Annotated in this window: 20 protein-coding genes; 6 read left to right on the top strand and 14 right to left on the bottom strand. The window is 31.3% G+C overall.

Features of this window, described 5'->3' with window-relative positions:
* From LQ688_RS10600 to LQ688_RS10575, 6 genes are all read right to left on the bottom strand, one after another.
* Nucleotides 1-618 (bottom strand): phosphoribosylanthranilate isomerase, encoded by a 618-nt coding sequence (locus LQ688_RS10600; RefSeq protein WP_064205253.1) that lies wholly within the window; start codon nucleotides 616-618, stop codon nucleotides 1-3.
* Complete coding sequence (gene trpC, locus LQ688_RS10595; protein ID WP_016999554.1) at nucleotides 608-1402, bottom strand: indole-3-glycerol phosphate synthase TrpC; 795 nt, start codon at nucleotides 1400-1402, stop codon at nucleotides 608-610. Before trpC ends, LQ688_RS10600 begins: the two co-directional genes overlap by 11 nt.
* The gene (gene trpD / locus LQ688_RS10590; RefSeq protein ID WP_147641197.1) at nucleotides 1386-2402 is read right to left on the bottom strand and encodes an anthranilate phosphoribosyltransferase; all 1017 of its coding nucleotides are present in this window, start codon (nucleotides 2400-2402) and stop codon (nucleotides 1386-1388) included. The genes trpC and trpD overlap by 17 nt, the downstream gene beginning before the upstream one ends.
* Nucleotides 2368-2964, bottom strand: a complete 597-nt coding sequence (locus LQ688_RS10585) for an anthranilate synthase component II (RefSeq protein ID WP_214269870.1) — start codon at nucleotides 2962-2964, stop codon at nucleotides 2368-2370. Before LQ688_RS10585 ends, trpD begins: the two co-directional genes overlap by 35 nt.
* A complete protein-coding gene (locus LQ688_RS10580; protein WP_239752762.1) occupies nucleotides 2961-4364 on the bottom strand; it encodes an anthranilate synthase component I in 1404 nt (467 codons plus the stop codon). Before LQ688_RS10580 ends, LQ688_RS10585 begins: the two co-directional genes overlap by 4 nt.
* Nucleotides 4365-4876: 512 nt before the next feature.
* On the bottom strand, nucleotides 4877-5923 hold the full coding sequence (locus LQ688_RS10575; protein WP_239725115.1) for a M42 family metallopeptidase: 1047 nt from the start codon (nucleotides 5921-5923) through the stop codon (nucleotides 4877-4879).
* Nucleotides 5924-6044: 121 nt separating this feature from the next.
* Between LQ688_RS10575 and LQ688_RS10570 the strand changes: the two genes are divergently transcribed.
* A complete protein-coding gene (locus tag LQ688_RS10570; protein ID WP_016999549.1) occupies nucleotides 6045-7136 on the top strand; it encodes a prephenate dehydrogenase in 1092 nt (363 codons plus the stop codon).
* Nucleotides 7137-7195: 59 nt separating this feature from the next.
* Nucleotides 7196-7921, top strand: coding sequence for an MBL fold metallo-hydrolase (locus LQ688_RS10565; RefSeq protein ID WP_218708737.1), 726 nt, complete (start codon nucleotides 7196-7198; stop codon nucleotides 7919-7921).
* A gap of 561 nt (nucleotides 7922-8482) precedes the next feature.
* Here LQ688_RS10565 and LQ688_RS10560 read toward each other — a convergent pair.
* Nucleotides 8483-9208: a DUF3169 family protein gene (locus LQ688_RS10560; protein ID WP_214269867.1), complete on the bottom strand. Its 726-nt coding sequence runs from the start codon at nucleotides 9206-9208 to the stop codon at nucleotides 8483-8485.
* Nucleotides 9205-9408: a helix-turn-helix transcriptional regulator gene (locus tag LQ688_RS10555; RefSeq protein ID WP_016999561.1), complete on the bottom strand. Its 204-nt coding sequence runs from the start codon at nucleotides 9406-9408 to the stop codon at nucleotides 9205-9207. Before LQ688_RS10555 ends, LQ688_RS10560 begins: the two co-directional genes overlap by 4 nt.
* Before the next feature lie 339 nt (nucleotides 9409-9747).
* On the opposite strand from LQ688_RS10555, the gene LQ688_RS10550 reads away from it, so the two are divergent.
* Nucleotides 9748-10950, top strand: coding sequence for an IS110 family RNA-guided transposase (locus tag LQ688_RS10550; RefSeq protein ID WP_345773183.1), 1203 nt, complete (start codon nucleotides 9748-9750; stop codon nucleotides 10948-10950).
* 634 nt (nucleotides 10951-11584) lie between these two features.
* Here the strand turns inward: LQ688_RS10550 and LQ688_RS10545 are convergent.
* The 5 genes from LQ688_RS10545 to mqo all read right to left on the bottom strand — a co-directional run bounded on the left by LQ688_RS10545 (nucleotide 11585) and on the right by mqo (nucleotide 17098).
* Nucleotides 11585-12721 (bottom strand): glycerate kinase family protein, encoded by a 1137-nt coding sequence (locus LQ688_RS10545; protein ID WP_214269866.1) that lies wholly within the window; start codon nucleotides 12719-12721, stop codon nucleotides 11585-11587.
* 129 nt (nucleotides 12722-12850) lie between these two features.
* Nucleotides 12851-13261, bottom strand: a complete 411-nt coding sequence (locus LQ688_RS10540) for a VOC family protein (RefSeq protein WP_214269865.1) — start codon at nucleotides 13259-13261, stop codon at nucleotides 12851-12853.
* Between the two features lie 119 nt (nucleotides 13262-13380).
* Entirely contained in the window at nucleotides 13381-14643 is a 1263-nt protein-coding gene (locus LQ688_RS10535; RefSeq protein ID WP_016999567.1) for a Y-family DNA polymerase, read from the bottom strand.
* A gap of 292 nt (nucleotides 14644-14935) precedes the next feature.
* A complete protein-coding gene (locus LQ688_RS10530; protein ID WP_016999568.1) occupies nucleotides 14936-15340 on the bottom strand; it encodes a sporulation protein in 405 nt (134 codons plus the stop codon).
* A gap of 273 nt (nucleotides 15341-15613) precedes the next feature.
* Nucleotides 15614-17098 carry a malate dehydrogenase (quinone) gene (gene mqo / locus LQ688_RS10525; RefSeq protein WP_064204978.1) on the bottom strand — a complete coding sequence of 495 codons (1485 nt, stop codon included), beginning with the start codon at nucleotides 17096-17098 and terminating at the stop codon, nucleotides 15614-15616.
* 397 nt (nucleotides 17099-17495) lie between these two features.
* On the opposite strand from mqo, the gene LQ688_RS10520 reads away from it, so the two are divergent.
* The gene (locus LQ688_RS10520; RefSeq protein ID WP_239724890.1) at nucleotides 17496-18509 is read left to right on the top strand and encodes a cation diffusion facilitator family transporter; all 1014 of its coding nucleotides are present in this window, start codon (nucleotides 17496-17498) and stop codon (nucleotides 18507-18509) included.
* On the top strand, nucleotides 18509-18694 hold the full coding sequence (locus tag LQ688_RS10515; protein WP_016999571.1) for a 2-hydroxymuconate tautomerase: 186 nt from the start codon (nucleotides 18509-18511) through the stop codon (nucleotides 18692-18694). Before LQ688_RS10520 ends, LQ688_RS10515 begins: the two co-directional genes overlap by 1 nt.
* A gap of 108 nt (nucleotides 18695-18802) precedes the next feature.
* Here the strand turns inward: LQ688_RS10515 and LQ688_RS10510 are convergent, their stop codons facing one another.
* Complete coding sequence (locus tag LQ688_RS10510; RefSeq protein ID WP_016999572.1) at nucleotides 18803-19780, bottom strand: LCP family protein; 978 nt, start codon at nucleotides 19778-19780, stop codon at nucleotides 18803-18805.
* A 154-nt stretch (nucleotides 19781-19934) separates the two neighbouring features.
* Here LQ688_RS10510 and msrA point away from each other — a divergent pair, with 154 nt between their 5' ends.
* Nucleotides 19935-20438 (top strand): peptide-methionine (S)-S-oxide reductase MsrA, encoded by a 504-nt coding sequence (gene msrA / locus LQ688_RS10505; protein ID WP_064204980.1) that lies wholly within the window; start codon nucleotides 19935-19937, stop codon nucleotides 20436-20438.
* The last annotated feature ends 60 nt before the right edge of the window (nucleotides 20439-20498 follow it).

Genomic DNA, 20498 nt, shown 5'->3' with positions numbered 1-20498 from the left:
TCATCCCTTCAATTGTGTTAATAATGTTTTAATTTTTGAGTTGTCTTTTTTACCTTCTGTTTCAATGCCGCTAGATATGTCATACCCTATATTAGATAATTCACGTTTTTCAATTTGTTGTATCTTTTCTAAATCTAAACCACCAGCTATTAAATATGGCACATCTTCTATATGCTCCAATATAGACCAATCATAAGATTTTCCTGTCCCACCATAATCTTTCGAAGGTGTATCAATTAAAAATAAATCAACTTGTCCTTTAAATAATTGAATATTGTCTTCTAAAGAATCATTGGCTGGCAATGCTTTAAAAATTTTTATATTTGGATATTTTATTTTCACTTTTTCAATGAAATCAACTGTTTCATCACCATGAAATTGTATTGTGTTTATGGAAGTACTTTCTACTAATGCTTCTATATCTTTAATTGTTGGATTTACAACAATTGCGACTTTATCGACTTTATCATCGATATCTTTACTTAAAGTGCTGATTTCTTCCACCGTTACATAGCGTTTACTTTTAGGAAAAGTGATAAAACCTATTGCATCAGCTTGATATTTAACAGCTGTTTCGATGTCCGATTTCTCTTTAAAGCCACAACATTTAATGTACATCCTGTTCACCCCTTTTTAACACTCGAATACTTGGTAGAAATGTTTCTAAATCTGGATGTTTCATTAAAGTTTCGCCGATAAGTGCGCCGTCTACACCACTCTTTGTAATTTCTACTATATCTTCTTCAGTGCGTATACCACTTTCAGAGATATACGTTACACCTTGTTTCTTCGTAGTTAATATTTCATTTGTATGTTTAACATCCGTTACAAAACGTTTTAAATCTCTATTGTTCACACCGATTAACTCGGCATTTGTTTTATGAGCAATTGCTAATTCTTCTTTATCATGTACTTCTACTAATACTTCTAAACCTTTTTGTGTCGCATATTCATATAAATCTTTCAATTGTGTTTCTGTTAATATATTAACGATTAGTAAGATAATAGAAGCGCCTACTTGATGAGCTAAGTCTATTTGTCTTTTATCGATTATAAAATCTTTACACAATACTGGTAATGTTGTTTTAGTTGTTAAGCTTTGTAAACGTTCATAACTGCCATCAAAGTACTTTTCATCTGTCAAAATAGAAATTGCTGAAGCACCATATTGTTCATACAATTTAATTTGTGTAGCCATATCTCTTTTAGGTATGTCTGAAACTGTTGGACTTTTTGCTTTTAATTCTGCAATGATATTCAATCTATCGTCTGTTTTTACACGATTTAAAAATGTTGTTTTATGTTGTACGTCTACTTTTTCTAATTCTTCCATCTTTGTTTCATAATAATTTGTAGCTAGTAATGATTTTTTATATTCAACGATTTCATCCAATATTGTCATATACTTGTCCTCCTACTTGATCTAGTATAGCTAGCGCTTCTTTGTTATCGATAATACTTTGAGATTTTTCTATACCTTCTTCAATCGTTTCAACTACTCCACCAATATATAATGCAAGTGCAGCGTTTAATACGACTACATCTCTTTTAGGACCATTGTCTTGTCCTGATAAGATATTCAACGTGATATGCTTATTTTCTTCAGCTGTTCCACCTTTTAAAGAATCATTTGATGCAGCTTGTAAACCAAAGTCTTCTGCGTTTATCGTATAATTTTTGATGCCTTCTTCTTGTGAAATTTCATAAATAATATTATCTCCAGATAAAGTTGCTTCATCCATTCCACCAGCACCATGTAGTACAATTGCACGTTTGCGACCTAATTTATATAGTGCTTCTGCAATAGTAGATAATTTTGATTCATCATATACACCCATCACTTGATAATCTAATTTGTAAGGATGAATCATTGGACCAATTAAATTAAAAGTAGTTGGTGTTGTGATTGTTTTTCTTACTGGTTGCACAGTTTTCATAATCGGATATGTTTCAGTAGCACTTAAAAAAGCTAAGTTTGTTTCATTAACTCTTTTAGTTGCTTCATTAATTGGTGTCGTTTGAATATTTAACGCAGATAATATATCAATGCTACCCGTTTTAGATGTGATACTTTTATTACCATGCTTCAATACTTTCAATCCAGCTGCAGCTACAACAAATGAAGCGGTAGTCGATATATTGAAACTACCTGAATGATCACCACCTGTGCCACAAACACAAATACTATCTTCTATATATGGTCTATTTTTATAAGTTGTCGCTATAAGGTTTTCTGTTAAATAAGATAATTCATCAGATGTTTCTCCTTTCATGCTTAGCGCAACTAAGTGAGCAACTTTCAATGAAACATCTTCTGTTTCATTCATCATTAATTGCACAAATGATTTCATTTCTTGTTGATCTAAATTACGATATTGGATGAGTTGTTTTAATGTGTTCATTTTGTGCACCTTCCTTTGTTATATTTACAAATGTATTAATTATTTTATCTCCATTATCTGATGCAAATGATTCTGGATGATATTGTATTCCGAAATGCGGGTTAATTTGATGTTCAAACGACTGTATTGCATCGGGTGTTCTCCCTGTTATTTTTAAGCAATTAGGAAAAGATTTTTCATCACTTATGAGCGAATGATATCTCATAATATTAAAACCAGTTTCACATCCTTGATACAGTTTGGATGATTCTACAAAATCAATTTGGTCTACTTTGCCATGTTTTACTTTTTCTCCTACAATTACTTCCCCATCGTAGTAACAAGTTAATGCTTGTGCGCCTAAACAAATACCTAGTATTGGTACGTCATGATATGCTTTAATAATTTTATTTAAATGGTCTGTATCTAACGGATGACCAGGACCCGGTGATATTACTAAACCGTCTATTTCCAGATCTAATGGTGCTTCATCCGGATGATGAATGATAACTTCATCATATTGCTTTATTAAATTGACTAAGTTATAAGTAAATGAATCATAATTATCTATCACTAATATCATGGCGATACCTCCAATAAACTTTTAGCTTTTATCTTCGTTTCTTGTAATTCTTTTTGTGGTACAGAATCATAAACTACACCGCATCCTGCTTCTACATTGATATACTCTGAATCAACAACCATCGTTCGAATTGTTAAAGCAAAGTCTAAATCATGATTACAATTTATATAACCAACGCCACCAGCGTATATACCTCTTTTTTGTTTTCTCGTTTCGTATATACGCGTTATAGCTCGCGTCTTCGGTGCACCTGAAACTGTACCAGCTGGGAGTAAAGCTGTAATCATTTGAAGCGGCGTTACTTCCGGCTTAATTTCTCCTTCAACTATTGACACAATGTGCATGACATGCTCAAATCTTTCAACTGTCATAAGTTTCGGCATATGGACTGAACCAGTTTTTGCTATTATGTTTAAATCATTTCTACCTAAATCAACAAGCATACGGTGTTCTGATAATTCTTTTTCATCGTTGATTAAAGCTTGTTCATTTGCTAAATCTTCTTCTTCCGTCTTTCCTCTTTTGTTAGTGCCTGCAATAGGATTTGTTGTAATAATTTTTCCTTCTTTTTTTATGAAACTTTCTGGTGAAGAACCTATAATCGTTCTTTCTTCATCATCGATGTAATACATATAAGGACTTGGATTTTGTCGTTTTAAATTTTTATACATCTGTAATTTCAAAGTGTTTTTATTTTCATTTTCAAAAAAGTGTTTATATTTATAGATACGAGAAGGAACAACTTGAAACATATCGCCTTTACTAATTAAATCTTTGTAATATGAAACTTCTTCCATAAAAGCTTCTTCAGAAATATTCGTTTCTAAATCACCTTTTTTATGATGATTAATTTTGTTTTCAAAAAGTTTAATATTTTGAAGCTCTTCTATCATGTTGTCTAATTCTTGATTCAATGCTTGTTCATCTCTATTACTGAAAAGATTACTCGTTATAACAAATAAATCTTCTTTAAAATGATCAAATACATATACTGATTCAACTAGGTTAAATGAAGCGTCTGGATATTCAGATGAAACTTCTATACTTTTTAAAATTTTATTTTGATATCTAATTAAGTCGAAGCTACAATAACCGATCATTCCTGAAACAAATGGTAAATGCTTAAGTGGTTCTGGAATATTATCTGCTTTCATTTCATTAATAAATTGTTCTAATGCTTCATAAGGTCCATCATGTGTAACCGATTCTTGTCCGTTTATATTTATTTGAAAATACTCATCAAAAAGGTTCACTTTACCGATTGCATCAAAAGCTACAATTGAAAATCTACCTTTCATTTGATTCGTACTTGCACTTTCTAATATCATTTTCTTCTTATCAATTTGTCCTAATGTTTCTGGTGTAACATCAGCATTTAATCTTTTATATTTTATGTTCATCCTCTTTACCTCCTAAATAAAAAAACCGCGCAACAACATCCTATACAACAGGACGCTTTTGCGCGGTACCACCTTCATTAATAAGTTAACACTTATTCACTCATTCTATATTTAGCTTTAACTACATGATCCCCAATTCTAAATTTAAGTGTGTTAGTTTCCATCAACCACTAACTTTCTTTAACTACATTCTTAAATTTATACTTATGACCACTGATATTTTTCTATACAAAAAAGACACCACAGTAACGCATTCTGTAAGGACGCGTTACCGTGGTGCCACCTTAGTTAACATTCATTATCATGTTCACTTTAAAAGTTACATTAAATTTTATAATTTGAAAGCCCAATTCTCTCACTGTGTGCAGTGCTAATTTACATCAACCATTAGCTTTCTGATTGCTACTAACATCACGAGATACTTATCTTTCAAATTCCGACAATTGCTTATCGGATTAATTTAAATACACTATACGAGATAATTTTTTTAAAGTCAACCCTTAATATTTAAATTAACTGTTAATTTCGGATAAGCAATAAGCTCTTAATAACTTTTCACTTTCTAAAATAGAATCTTCGTGTGTACGTTCTAAAGCGTGAGAAGACTCTATTCCAGGGCCAAATAACCCGTGACGAATATCTGCTCCAGCACGTAAAGCTGCTGATGCATCTGATGCATAATATGGATAAATATCTAATTTATATTTAATATCATTTTCTTTGCATAAATCAACAAAATGATTTCTTAATCCAACATGATATGGCCCAGAACCATCTTTTACACAAATGGATACTGTATATTCATCTGAAGCTTGTCCATCTCCTAGAGCACCCATATCAAATGCTATTAATTCAACGACTTTATCAGAAATATTTGAGTTTGCACCATAGCCTATTTCTTCGTTATTTGAAATATAAAATTGAGTCGTATGTGGTAATTCGACATTTTCTTCTTTTAAATATTTTAAAAATTGAATAATCATCGCGACGCTTGCTTTGTCATCAAGGTGTCTAGATTTAACAAATCCTGAAGCAGTATGTTCAAAGCGAGGTTCAAAGCTAACAGAATCACCAATCTCAATTCCTAAATTTCTAGTGTCTTCTGCTGAAAATACTTTTTCATCTATTCGTACTTCCATATGTTCAGCATCTCGAAGGATTTCAGTATTATTTTTATAAACGTGAACGCTTGTTTCATGTAAACATATTGTGCCTGATATTTCTAATCCACTTTGTGTCGTAATTGTACAATATTCCCCTTCGATAGCATTCCAACTAAATCCACCTATTAAATCTAATTTTAATCGGCCGTCTTCTTTTATATCTTTTACAATCGCACCGAGTGTATCAACATGTGCAGTAATAACACGTTGTTTATCATCATTTTTACCAGGTACATTAATTAATAATCCACCTTTATGTGTTAAACTTGTTTCATAATTAAGTGCTTCAGCGAATTTTTGGCAATATTCAATTGCTGGATCTGCAAAACCTGATGGACTATTAATATTAACAAGTTCTTTAATTGTTACGATTGTATCATTTACATTGATTGTCATTTTCTCCACTCCCTACTTATTTCATATTAATTAATATTTTAAACTTTTATAGAAATAAATCAATAACACTTGCTTTCATACACTAACTTGCTTTAAACTATTAAAGTATTGGAGGGATTTTATGCAACGTATATTTATAGTAGGACTAGGTTTAATTGGAGGAAGTTTAATACAAAATATTAAATTTCATCATCCACACATACATATAACAGGTTTTGACTGTTTTGATAAATTTTCAGAGATTGCCTACTCTATGGGCATCATTGACGAAGTTGCACATGATTTTGATTCAGCTGCAAGTGAAGCTGACTTAATTATTTTGGCAACACCCGTTCAACAATCAATAGAGTACAGTAAAAGATTATTAAACATTGATACGAAACCTGGCCTTATCGTCACAGATACAGGCAGTACAAAACTTGGTTTAAGTACACTTGAATCAAAATTATTAAATAAAGATGTTCATTTAATTGGAGGACATCCTATGGCAGGTAGTCATAAATCTGGTGTTGTAAATGCTAAGAAACACCTATTTGAAAATGCTTATTATGTCTTGATATATGACCAAGTTGAGAATGAAGCGGCTCATAGTGAAGTTAAACATTTATTAGAACCAACTAAAGCAAAATTTATTAAGATGTCTGCAAAAGAGCATGATTATGTTACCGGTGTAGTTAGTCATTTCCCTCATATTATCGCTTCTAGCCTTATTCATATGAATGAAGAAAATACACAAGTTTCAGAATATGTAAAAACGCTAGCTGCTGGAGGTTTTCGTGATATTACTCGCATAGCGAGTAGCAATGCGGATATGTGGAGAGATATTACTTTAGAAAATAAAGACCATCTTGTAACGTTAATGAATAATTGGATTGAACAAATGGAACAGACGAAAGAAGTTATCGAAGAAGGAAATCCAAGTTTAATTCGTGACTTTTTCCAATCTGCAAAAGAATATCGTGACAACTTGCCTGTTAAAGAACAAGGTGCCTTGACTTCTACTTTTGATTTATACGTAGATATCCCAGATAAACCAGGTATGATCAGTGAAGTTACGAGAATTTTAGGTCAACAGCATATTTCCATTACGAACATTAGAATTTTAGAAATTAGAGAAGATATCATGGGTGCATTGCGACTTAGTTTTAAATCAAATAATGATCGTGATAGAGCTATAGAAGCTTTGAATACTTTCGATACATATACTTTGTAATGTGCGATATTAAATTTTGATGATATAATATCACTATTGTATTGAAAGGGAAGATGACTGTGAAACTTAAACAAATCAGTAAGAATGTATATATATTACCTTTTGATAGTCATAGAGATAGACCTAATTTAGGATATATACATGGAGAAAAATATAGCATGTTAATAGATACAGGTAATTCGCCTGCACATTTGACAGAAATGCTAAATGAAATAGAAAAACTTAATTTACCTCAACCGAAAGTAGCATTAATTACGCATTGGCATTGGGACCATACTTTTGCTATGCATGCATTTAATGGTATAACAATTGCAGAAAAAGAAACAGATTTAACATTAACTAAATTAAAACAATGGCAATGGACACCCGAAACAATGGCAAAACGCTTAAACTCTGGTGAAGAATGTGAATTCTGTGATACACATATTAAAATCGAGTATGATGATATTTCAGAAATTAAAGTTGTCAATGCAGATATGACATTCGAAGATCATTGTTCATTTGATTTAGGTAATGTAACGCTAGAAGTACAACGCATTGTAAATCCCCATTCAGAAGACGGTGTAGTTGCTTATGTTCAAGAAGACAAAATATTGTTCGCTGGAGATGCTGATACCGGTGATTTCTATTTATTAGACGGTGGATACGACAAAGAAAAATACTATCATTATATTAAAACAGTAGAACAATATGACTATCAAACATATATTCACGGTCACTTAGAACCACTTAGTAAAGAAGGTATTAAAGAAGAACGATTAAATATAGAAGAAGAGTACTTATGAATAAAAACACAAATCTTAACTCAAAATAAATAAGCATATCACTTAACTGATTATTTCAGTTTGAAAGTGATATGCTTATTTTTTTATATAATCTACGATTTTGTTCGTGCATGCTTGCCTAGGGTATAGTTCGAGCCTGTAGTCTCTCACTCATACTATTCCCTCAGGCGTCAGCACTTTACAAAATCGTAGAAAATATCGCGCTAACGTGCTTGTTTATAATCACTTGCTCATTAGAAAATGTAACGAGCTTGTTTGAAATTTCTTGCACGTTAGCCGTTGATATCATATAAAATTTAAGGCAAATTAATAAAAATCAAAGCTTTTAATAGCGCTAACGGGCTTGTTTACTACCACTAGCTCGCTAGAAAATGTAACGAGCTTGTTTGAAATTTCTTGCACGTTAGCCGTTGATATCATATAAAATTTAAGACAAATTAATAAAAATCAAAGCTTTTAATAGCGCTAACGGGCTTGTTTACTACCACTAGCTCGTTAGACAATGTAACGAGCTTGTTTGAAATTTCTTGCTCGTTAGAGTATCTGTCCTCTTCTTATTCACTACAAAGTTTGTGAAACTTGTTTAGTGTAATACATTGTATTAACAAGATACAGCAGAATCATAAGTGTTACTGAGAAAAATTGATTATCATGTGAAGCCAATGAATATATAGATGCTAAAGCGATAATCGCAATGATGATTTGTTGATTCAGTGAATATGTTTTTTGTAATGCTAGCAATGTAATATACTGTTCACCACTATCCATCATATTTATAAGTTTTTCGTTTAACTTTTTATCGCCTGGCTTTGGATAATTACGTTCTGGATATAATTTTCTCATGGCAGACATGTGCATATATGTTAATGGTGCTGTTACAAATAGTGTTACTACTACCATTAACGTAGATAAAATACTTACTTCTTCTGCCATATTTATCGTTATATTTAAAATAGATAAAGCAATTGCAGTATTAATACCTAAAATGACTGGAGCTAAAATTAACGTTCGCTCAATCTGCATTTCTATTTCATCTTCATTATCAATATTTGTTTCTGTCTCTCTTAATCTTTGTGCTTTTTTATATACATTAAGTAGAGCGATTACTAGAATAATATATATAATAGCCAACACTACACTTGTTATATCTGTTTGCGTTTTTGATAATTTAAATTCAAACAGTTCATAATTATTGCTTAGTACAACCGATGTTAATCCACCTATAATACCGCCTATTATTAAATATAATAACAAGTTACCAAATAACATGATTTTACTCTTTTTCATAGTTCTTCCTCCTCGAATATGAAAACTTCTTCAACGTTTTCTTTCAGTATTCTAGCTATTCTCACAGCAGTCAGTATTGATGGCATAAAATTATTACGTTCTATTAATGAAACAGTTTGTCTAGAAATACCTGCTTTTTTAGCAAGCTCCGTCTGGTTATAACCCTCACGTGCTCTTAATTCTTTTACTCTATTCTTCATTAAACCACCTACCTACGACATCTAATATACATTATTATAGTCATTTTGACAAGTATATTAGTCAAAATGACCACTTTTATATACAAAAACATACTAAGATTAGCTATGAAGAAATCTATGACGATAGATTTTTTCATAGCTATTTTTTATAGTTATAGAGAGAAGTAGACTGTGCGATCTCTTGGGTTTGAAATCCGTAAAAAAAACTAGTCAGCTTTACTCTCGCCTTTTGAAATTCGATTGTAGTATGTTAGGTTCTCGAAACCGTGTATAGGAAAGTGAAATGAGAAAGGTTCAGTAAAGTTACAACTTCTCAAATTTATTAAGGAGGTTTTATTTATCGATTACTTAGGCATTGATATTAGTAAAAGAGATAGTGTGATTGCACACTATATCGATGAAAAATTCCAAAAGGAATTTACTATTCAAAATAACAAAAATGGTTATAATTATTTATTAAATTATTTGAATCGTGTAAATCAGCCCAAATTAATTTTTGAATCCACAGGTATATATTCAAGAGCTATGGTTCGGTTCTGTCGAGTTAACCAAATTAATTATATTGAGTTGAATCCTTTAGAAGCAAAGTTCAAAACAAGCTCTTTAAGGTCTTGGAAAACAGATCAATCAGACGCACATAAGTTAGCCCAAATAGCACCTTTTTTAAATGATTCCGATAGTTTAAATAATACAAATGATGATATTTACTTTGAATTACGTGAGCGTGCTCGATTTCATCTAGAATCCGAAAATGAACAAAATCGATTGAAAGTTGAAATTATTGAGATACTTCATCAAACATTTCCTGGCTTAGAAAAACTATTTAAAAATCGTTATTCAATGATTGCCTTAAATATCGCTGAAATATTTACTCATCCTGATTTTGTTCAACAGAATGATATGGAAAGTATCATTTCTACAATTTTAAAATCTACAGATAAAGGATTATCTCAACGAAAAGCAGAAAGTTATGGAGAAACACTTTTTAATTTAGCGAATGATAGTTACCCTAACGTCAATTCATCTTCGTTCCTAGTTAAAAAAGCACAATTATTAATTCAAAAATTGAAAAAGTCCATTGGACAATTATCACAATTAGATAAAGAAATGATTCAATTAGCTCAAGAACTTGACTGCTTTGAAATTATTTATTCTATACCAGGAATTGGAGATCTAACTGCAGCCATGATAATCGGTGAGCTTGGAGATATATCTCGATTCAAATCAAATAAACAGTTAAATGCTTTTGTAGGAATTGATATCAAACGATATCAATCTGGTGGGACACATTATAGAGATACCATCAATAAACGTGGTAATAAAAAGGCGAGACGCTTATTATTTTTGGTAATAATGAATATTATTCGTGGACAACATCGTTATAATAATCATATTGTAGATTATTACTATAAATTAAGAAAGCAGCCTAATGAGAAATCTCATAAGACTGCTGTTGTCGCATGTATTAATCGACTATTAAAAACATTTCATTATTTAATAATGAAACATAAACTATACGATTACGAAATGTCCCCACATTAAATCGTATAATCACATATAGTCTAACACCTTATTCAAAAAAATAAAATTGGACGGTCTTATTAAGTGATGACTATTTTAAACTTAAGCACTTGACTAATCGTAGGAAAGAGGATGAGACATAAAGATGTCTCACCCTTTCAACTCTTATTGGATTTTCTTCCTCATTAATCCAACTAACCATACTTTTATTGGATTTTCTAACTCATTAATCCAACTAACTACACTCTTATTGGATTTTCTAACTCATTAATCCAACTAACCATACTTTTATTGGATTTTCTACTTCGTTAATCCAACTAACCACACTCTTATTGGATTTTCTACTAACTCATTAATCCAACTAACCACACTCTTATTGGATTTTCTTACTCATTAATCCAACTACACACCTTCTTATTGGATTTTCTTACTCGTTAATCCAACTAACCATACTCTTATTGGATTTTCTACTTCATTAATCCAACTAACCACACTCTTATTGGATTTTCTACTTCATTAATCCAACTAACCATACTCTTATTGGATTTTCTAACTCATTAATCCAACTAACCATACTCTTATTGGATTTTCTTACTCGTTAATCCAACTACAATAAAAAACTATTACTATCCTTATATTTAACATTTTCATTTTATTACTTACGATAAATCAGTCGGAATATTTGTTCTGACTGTTGTTCTATTAAACTTTGTGCATTTTTAATAGCATATTCTAAACTAACTGGTTTTGAAGTAATACTGAATGCTGCTGTTAAACCTTGATTATGTAATTCTGATAAATCACTTTCTACAGAACCTCCTATTGCAATAACTGGAATATTATAATCAGAGGCTACTTTACAAATACCTGAAATAACTTTTCCTCCTGCTGTTTGACCGTCAATTTTACCTTCTCCTGTAAATATATAGTCAAAGTTTTGCGTTCTTATAAGGTCGTGAAAATTCACAAAATCTATTACAAGTTCGATACCTCTTTCAATATTTGTATTCAAGAAAGCCATTAATCCACCAGCTGTTCCTCCAGCTGCACCAGCACCTTCTATTTCTTTAATAAAAATATTTCTATCTTTTTCAATGATATGAGCAAAATGATTCAAAGCATGATCTAATTCAATTACTTGTTCGTATGTAGCACCTTTTTGCGGTCCAAAAATATGGCTTGCACCTTGTTTACCGACAAAAACATTCGTTACATCACAAGCAATATCAAAATGTGCATCTTTTAAATTTGTTAATACTTGAGACTCATCTATCGATTCAATATCTTTTAAATGTATGCCTCCAAATTTAATTTCTTGTTTGTTTTTATCTAAAAATCGATAACCTAATGCTTGTAATATCCCCACGCCTGCATCATTCGTAGCACTTCCACCTAAACATATGATAAAGTGCTTTATTCCTTTTTCAAGAGCATCTTTAATGAGTAATCCTGTACCGTAAGTCGTTGTCACATAAGGATTTAATTCATCAGCCGACAGCAAATCAATACCAGAACTTGTCGCTAATTCAATTATCGCCGTTTGCCCATCACCTGTAATACCATAATCAGCTTTCATTTCTCTATTCAAGGGATCTCTACTATTAATAGTCTTTATTGTGCCATTTGTTGCTTGCACAAGGTTTATCATAGTACCTTCTCCACCATCAGCCATAGGTAGTAATTCAGTTTCTACTGTAGAATCAACTTTATGAATACCCGACTCAATTGCTTTAGCAGCATTTAAAGCATCAATACTTCCCTTAAAAGAATCGGGTGAAATTAAAACTTTCATTTTTGCACCTCATTTATATTCACTTTATACCTTATGATACATAAAATAATTAAAATTGTAACTTTGTTTAATTTTTTGGACAATAAAAAAGCACACCGACTTTATAGCCGATGTGCTTTTTTATATTATTTATTCTTGATGGGTATATGAAAAATCCCAACCTACTCCAAATTTATCAATAACTTTAGCATAGGTTTGACCCCAAAACATTTTATCAAGTTCTACTTGTACTTGACCTTCTTTTTTAAATATTTCATAAACTTCTTTAATTTGCTCTTCTTGTTCAAAATCTAAAACAACATATATATTATGGTTCTTATTGAGAGACTCGTCATTATTAGGAACATCTGAAAACATTAATATATGACCATTTACCTCTAATTGTGCATGCAAAATTCTCTTAGGATCTTCTGCTATTATGCCAGCATCTCCATATGTTTGTGATTCTCTTACACTTCCGTCTAGCGCTTCACTATAAAATGCCAATGCTTCTTCGCAAGTTCCGTTAAAGTAAAGATAAGGTGTAACTTGTTTAATCACATGCACCACTCCCCATATTTGATTATCGGTCAAAATTAAGTATATAAATGTGTGTATAGTTTGTCAAATATTATATTTTTACACACATTTATATTATGTTTATAGATTTATTATATAAATTACTTTTTATGTCCTGCTATGAGTCCTGCTCTTTCTCTTGCTGTAGCTGCTGGTGTATATGACACAGCTCTAGATACAACATTAGGACCGTATTTTCTTTTAAGTTTATCGATTGTCTTCTCAAGTGCTTCATCTCGTTGTCTTTCAAATTCATCAATAAATAAATTAAGTTGTCTTGCTCTTTCTGGCACAAAGTTATTTAAAGTGACGCTTAATGTTCGATATTTTGCTTGTTTATCGCACAATTGTTCTGCAAAGCTCCAAATCACTCTAAATATATCCATAGTTAAATTCGTGCCATCTTTTAAAGTATATTGTTTATTAACGCCGCCTTCTCCACTATATCCCATTGAAAAAGATATGGTCTTAACTAATAAATCTCTTGATCTTAAACGCATCGCAACTTCTTCTACTAATTCTAATAATACAACTTTCGTTTCATGATAGTAGTAATCTCTCATCAGTATTTGGCTCTTACATATCGTCGGATTCATAATACGATGTTTTTCTTTAATTTTGCTTAAATCTATACCATTTGCATGCAAATGTAAATCCGTGCCAATTACACCATACTCTCTCTTTAAATATTGCTGTGGATAGTGCGCTAAATCTCCAATTGTGAAAATACCTTTAGCATTTAATTTCTTCTCAGTTCTATGATTAATCCCCCAAAATTTACTAAGTGGATTTATGGGCCATAACTTTGTCGGTACATCTTGATATCTCCACTCAGCAATGAAATCTTCATTTGTCTTTGACTCCATATCCAATGAAACTTTACTCAATAACATATTAGAGCCTATGCCAATTGCGCACTGTATTTGGGTTTCTTCTTTGATTTCTCTCATTAAACGTTGAGCAAATGCTCTTGGTGTAGAACTAAACTGTTTGTAACTATCCGTAATATCTATAAAAAATTCATCAATACTATATTGATGAAAATCTTCAGGTGCGACGTAACGTAAAGCTATCTTAGTAATTGCTACGGAATATTCTAAATAGCGTTTCATACTTGGATTAATAATGTAAATGTCATTTCTATGAGGTATTTCAAACAATCTTGAACCAGTTTTTACGCCTAATTTTTTCAAGGGCTCCGTAGCTGCTAACACGATAGAACCTTGTCGTTTAGTATCTGCTATAACTGCTAATTTTGTTGTTAACGGATCCAGCCCTTTCATAATACACGACACACTCGCAAAGAAGCTTTTCTGATCTATACATAAGATATCTCGGTCCTCACATAAATGATAATCATACATAACTTCACCTTCCCTCAATCGACTGAATATATTTTTATTATATACGAACATATGTTCTATTTCAATGTTAATATGCTTATTTCTTGTAAATAACGTTTTTAATCAACAAAAATGTTATATGTGTTGATATTTAAAAGAAAGTTTCATTCATTAATTCCAGCTATTCCAATATAAAAATAAAACACACCACAAAAGCTAAGGAATACCCTACTTTTGTGGTGTGTTTTTATGAGTTTCAACATAAACATTACAATACTAAAATAATAATATTTTTGAAAGTTATTATCGAACACTATCTTACTATAATTAATCTCTCTTCGTCATCTGCACCTACAGATTGATCAATATGAACATGTGTTTTTAAGAAGATTTCTTCAGGTTCACCTTTAAAATCAATCTGTTCTAATTTGAATTCAAATTCATATTCTTGTTGTGCACCTTTTTTAATAACGAAAGATTTATTAACTTTGTATTTATGCAATACATTATCAAATTCAGCAAAATCACTATCTTCATCTTTGTTGTTAACTCTTTCAATTAAAGATAACATAATATATTCTACTTTAATGTCACATGAACCACCATAAAAAATCACTTTACCTTTAATTGGTTCTTCTTCATTAAAAGTTAATTTTTCTAGTCTCGTATCAATTTTTAAATTACCGATACCAATAGAAGTTAGTAATTTTTCAAACATAGAGTGAACCCCCCTTAATCTTCATTAAGAATAGTTTAACGCGATTGGGTTAAAAGTTAAAGAGAATAAAATCAATTTTTATTTTAGAGTTAAAGAAATTTGTAAATTTGTTACATACGATTAAATATACAGATTATAAATACATGAAAATTATACGCTAATGTGCATGTATTTCGATACTTTCACATTATATTACCAAAAAAAGCTCCCTTCAAAGATTTCACTTTTTTAGAGTGTGCTTTGAAAGAAGCGTATCAAAATTTTATAGTTCTATTATTTATATAATCCTAATGCTTTTGAAGTTGATGTATTAATTTCATCAAATACTTCAGGATTTTCAGACAATTGTACTTCATATGAAGGTATCATTTGTTTAATTCTTTGTTTCCATTCTGGGAATTGTTCTGGGAAACTTTTTTCTAATAACTGCAACATAACATGTACTGCTGTAGAAGCACCTGGAGAAGCACCTAGTAAAGCTGATATTGAACCGTCTTCACTTGTGACAAGCTCAGTACCAAATTGAAGTGTCCCTTTCCCGCCTTCATCTGTGTCTTTAATTACTTGCACACGTTGGCCAGCAATTACAATGTCCCAATCTTCTAATTTTGCAGTTGGAATAAATTCTTTTAACTCTTCTAATCGTTTTTCATCAGATAAAAGTACTTGCTCCACTAAATATTTCGTTAATCCCATTTCTTTTAATCCAGCAGATAGCATTGTTAAAACATTATTAGGTTTAACAGATTCAATTAAATCTAAATTTGAACCTGTTTTCAAGAACTTAGGTGAAAATCCAGCAAAAGGTCCAAATAATAATGTTCGTTTACCTTCAATGTATCTTGTGTCTAAATGTGGTACTGACATTGGTGGCGCGCCGACTTTAGCTTTACCATAAACTTTGGCTTCATGTTTAGCAATAACGTCTTCATTATTACATACCATGAATAAACCACTAACTGGGAAGCCACCTATATTTGTAGATTCTTTAATACCTGTCTTCTGTAACAGCGGTAAACTGCCGCCACCAGCACCAATAAATACAAATTTAGTGTTGTGATATTCAGTTTTCTTCGTTTCACTATTATAAATTTTTAATTGCCATGTGTTATCTTGATTTCTTCGAATATTCTGAACAGAATGATTGTAATATAACTCTACACCTTCATCTTTTAAATTACTTAAAAGTGAACGTGTTAAATTACCGAAGTTTACATCTGTACCAGATTCTATTTTAGTTGCTGCAATTTCTTCAGTAGTCGGACGTCCCTCCATCATTAATGGCATCCAATGTTTTAATGTTTCAAAATCATCAGTAAATGTCATACCTGTGAATAAAGGATTATTCGATAAAGCATCACAACGTTTTCTCAAAAATTCTATGTTTTTCTTTCCATAAACAAAACTCATATGTGGAACAGGACGAATAAATGATCTTGGATCAGCTAACTTACCTTGATTTACAAGATAAGTCCAAAATTGTTTTGATAACTGAAACTGTTCATTGATTTGGATTGCTTTATCAATATTAACGGAACCATCCGCCTCTTCTTTAGTGTAATTCAATTCACATAAAGCAGAATGTCCTGTACCTGCGTTGTTCCATTCATTAGAACTCTCTTCAGCTGGTTTAGATAATTTTTCGAATAATTTAATTTCTAAGTTTGGTGATAATTCTTTAAGCATTGTGCCTAAAGTCGCACTCATTATGCCACCACCAATTAATATTACATCTGTTTTCTTATGTATTGAATTCATAATTAACTACAGAGCCCCTTTCAATATTAATTTACTCATCTATATATGCCCATAACAAATATACAGAATTTCAGTTATTAAATTTGTTTACATAATTTTATGTATTAACTCTATTATAAACCTAATATCTATATTAAAAAAGTGTCAACTCATAGATAAGGTGTAATAAGACATTTAATGTATTAAGCTACATTAATATAGTAATCAAATAGTATGACATATTTAGATATTATACATTTATAGTATAACACATTCCTAGCTAATGGTCTTAAGAAATTTCAAACAACACTTATAGTTTACATAATAAAATTATAAGTATCTAAAATGATTAGCAATATTAAATTATGGGAATTAAGATGTTATCATTATAAAAATTTAATATGCAAAGGAGCTTGTTATGAGCAGATTTTTCAATTTACTTAAAAAAGGTAGCATGTCTTCTTTATCTGCTGCTATCGTTAACTTCATTCTTGGTTTTTTAAAGCTCTTCGCTTTTATTTTTACAGGCAACATCGCTATGTTTGCTGAAATGATGCATTCCTTTGGGGATGCAGCTAATCAATTATTCGTGTTTCTCGGTTCTGCTTTTTCAAAACGTAGTCCTAATGAGAAGTTCCCACTTGGATATGGTCGACTTATTAATCTAGTATGTTTAATAGCAGTTATAATTGTTGGGATTCTATCATACGAAACAGTAAAAGAAGGTTTTCACCATATTATTCATCCTAATGATACTGATGGCCGACTTTTATTTTTCTGGATTAATATCGGCGTACTCGTTATCGGTATTGTTTTAGAAGGTACAGTGTTAAGAAAAGCTGGCAAAGAAATTTTAGAAGAAGCTGGAGAATCTAGCAAAGGTTTATTAACACCTTTCACTAAAAGTTATTTAAATATCAGCAAAGCAAAGCCCGCTACAAAACTTGTATTTATGGAAGATACAGTAGCAGCTGGTGGCGGTATAATCGCTGTATTATCCATTATCATTGCTCGATTAACTGGCTTAGGTATGCTTGAAGGTATTGCTTCAGTCATAATCGGTATCATGATGTTTATTATTGTCGGTATTATATTTGTTGAAAATGCCCAAGGTGTTCTTGGTATCGCTGATCACGAATCAGAAATACATGCTTCACGTATCATTCTAGATGAAAAAGCTGTATCCGATATTAAACGATTAGCTGTCATTAAAGAAGGAGAAGCATTGCATATTGAAGCATTATTAGAGTTAAACAAGAACTTTACGTTAAAAGAGTTGTCAGATATCAGAAAACGGATTATATTAAAGTTGTTAGACTTATCACATGTTGAGGATGTTAATATCGAATTCATTGAAGATGATGGCCAGCAAGACTGGCGCGGTGATACAGGTCCTTCAGCAAATATACAATATAATGAGGAGAGACAATAATGCCAATCGTAAATGTTAAATTAATTGAAGGTAGATCAGATGAACAGTTAAGAGGTCTAGTTAATGATGTTACCGAAGCAGTACATAAGAATGCTAAAGCTCCAAAAGAAAATATACACGTTATCATTGAAGAAATGAAACCTGAACACTATGGTGTAGCAGGCGTTCGTAAATCAGATTCTTAATTTTTAAATATATTAAAAAAAGGGAGCGAGACTATGAAATCTTTAAAAATAAGATTTCTGTCTCGCTCCCTCTCACTTTCAATACGGATAATATGCCATACTCATCTACTATTCATCAAGAAATTCTTTTATTGCTTTTTTATTCTGTTCTTTATCAATACTTAAAACAGCACCATTTTCAATATCATTTTCATTTGTATAAGAGCCTTTTACTGGCACTGTTAAAGTCTTAATATCTTTATCGCCTCTAGCTATAAAGCTAGCTCCCGTTTTATAAATTGTTTGATCATCTAAATTTGTATTAACATAACCTCTTGCAATACCTGCAATTTTAGGTGCTTTCAGAACTGAATTTACACTTAATAGTTCTGATTTCAGTCCTGTCATAACTTGTTGTTGTCTTCTTACTCGTCCAAAGTCGCCTTCTTCGTCATTTCTATAACGCGCATAACCTAATAATTCTTTCCCGTTTAAGTTATGTTGACCTTTTTTCAGAGAAACACCAATTTTTTCAGACATGTCCTTTTCAACATTGATTGGAACACCGTCTGGTGCAATTTCATCAACCATCTGCTCGAATCCATCAAAGTCTATGATGGCATAGTACTCTGGATCAAGACCAAGGTTTTTCTTCAATGTTTTACGCAATAATTCTGGTCCACCAAGTGAGTATGCAGTATTGATTTTGTAATTTCGATAACCACCAGGTATTTCAGAATAAATATCTCTCATGACCGAAACGATTTTTAAATCTTTCTTTAAGTAATCATATTGAACAACCATAATTGAATCGGTTCTAGGCTGTGAGTTATCAACTTTACGATCTTCCCCTAACACAAGCACATTAACCTTACCATCATTTCTGGTAGAACTATGGAACTTATGTAATTGATGGTCCTTACCATTCTCAGTTGAAACCTTCAAGCCAGACTTATATGAAGCAGTTATATAGAATACTAACCCGATTAATAGCAAAATGATACCTAAAAGAATAAAAGGCCCTTTTTTAATTCTACGCTTTTTCGTTCTTCGTGGTATATCTGTTTGACGATTGTCATCTGTTTCTGATTGATTTTGCGAAGTCATTGTTACCAACCTTTTATCTTCAAAATTGATATTAATTATATTATAATTAATATCATACACTAAGTTAACCAATTTATGGTTTAAAAATCAAGAAAAAATTGTGAAACTATCGGAAAATAAGACTTGAGACTGAATAAAGGATGGTAAAATTATAATGAATATGAATAAAGCGTATTTCGCAGGTGGATGCTTTTGGTGCATGGTTAAACCATTCGATGAGTATGAAGGTATTGATAAAGTCACTTCAGGTTACATGGGTGGAACAACAGAAAATCCAACTTATGAAGAAGTAAAGACAGGAGAAACAGGGCATCTCGAAGTTGTTGAAATCCAATACGATGTTGCATTATTCTCATACAATAGATTATTAGAAATATTTTTTGCAATTATAGATCCTACTGATGCTCATGGGCAATTTCAAGATCGTGGCTCCCAATATCAAACAGCTATCTTTTATACAAATGATGACCAAAAGAAATTAGCTGAAGAATATATCACACAGTTAAACGATAAATTACCTGAAAATCAAACAGTTGTAACAAAATTATTACCATATCAAACATTTTATGAAGCAGAAGATCATCATCAAGATTTTTATAAGAAAAATCCTGAAAGATATAAAGAAGAGCAATTAGAAAGAAGTCGTTTTAAAAAATAAATATACCTTTAGTTAAATAGCAGTAAAGTATGTACAATAGTGTACTGTACTGTTATTTTT

The organism is Mammaliicoccus sp. J-M40, assembly GCF_022386395.1.
Taxonomy (GTDB): domain Bacteria; phylum Bacillota; class Bacilli; order Staphylococcales; family Staphylococcaceae; genus Mammaliicoccus; species Mammaliicoccus lentus.
The sequence above is the reverse complement of the archived record's forward strand: the minus strand, read 5'-3'. Positions and strand labels throughout refer to the sequence as shown.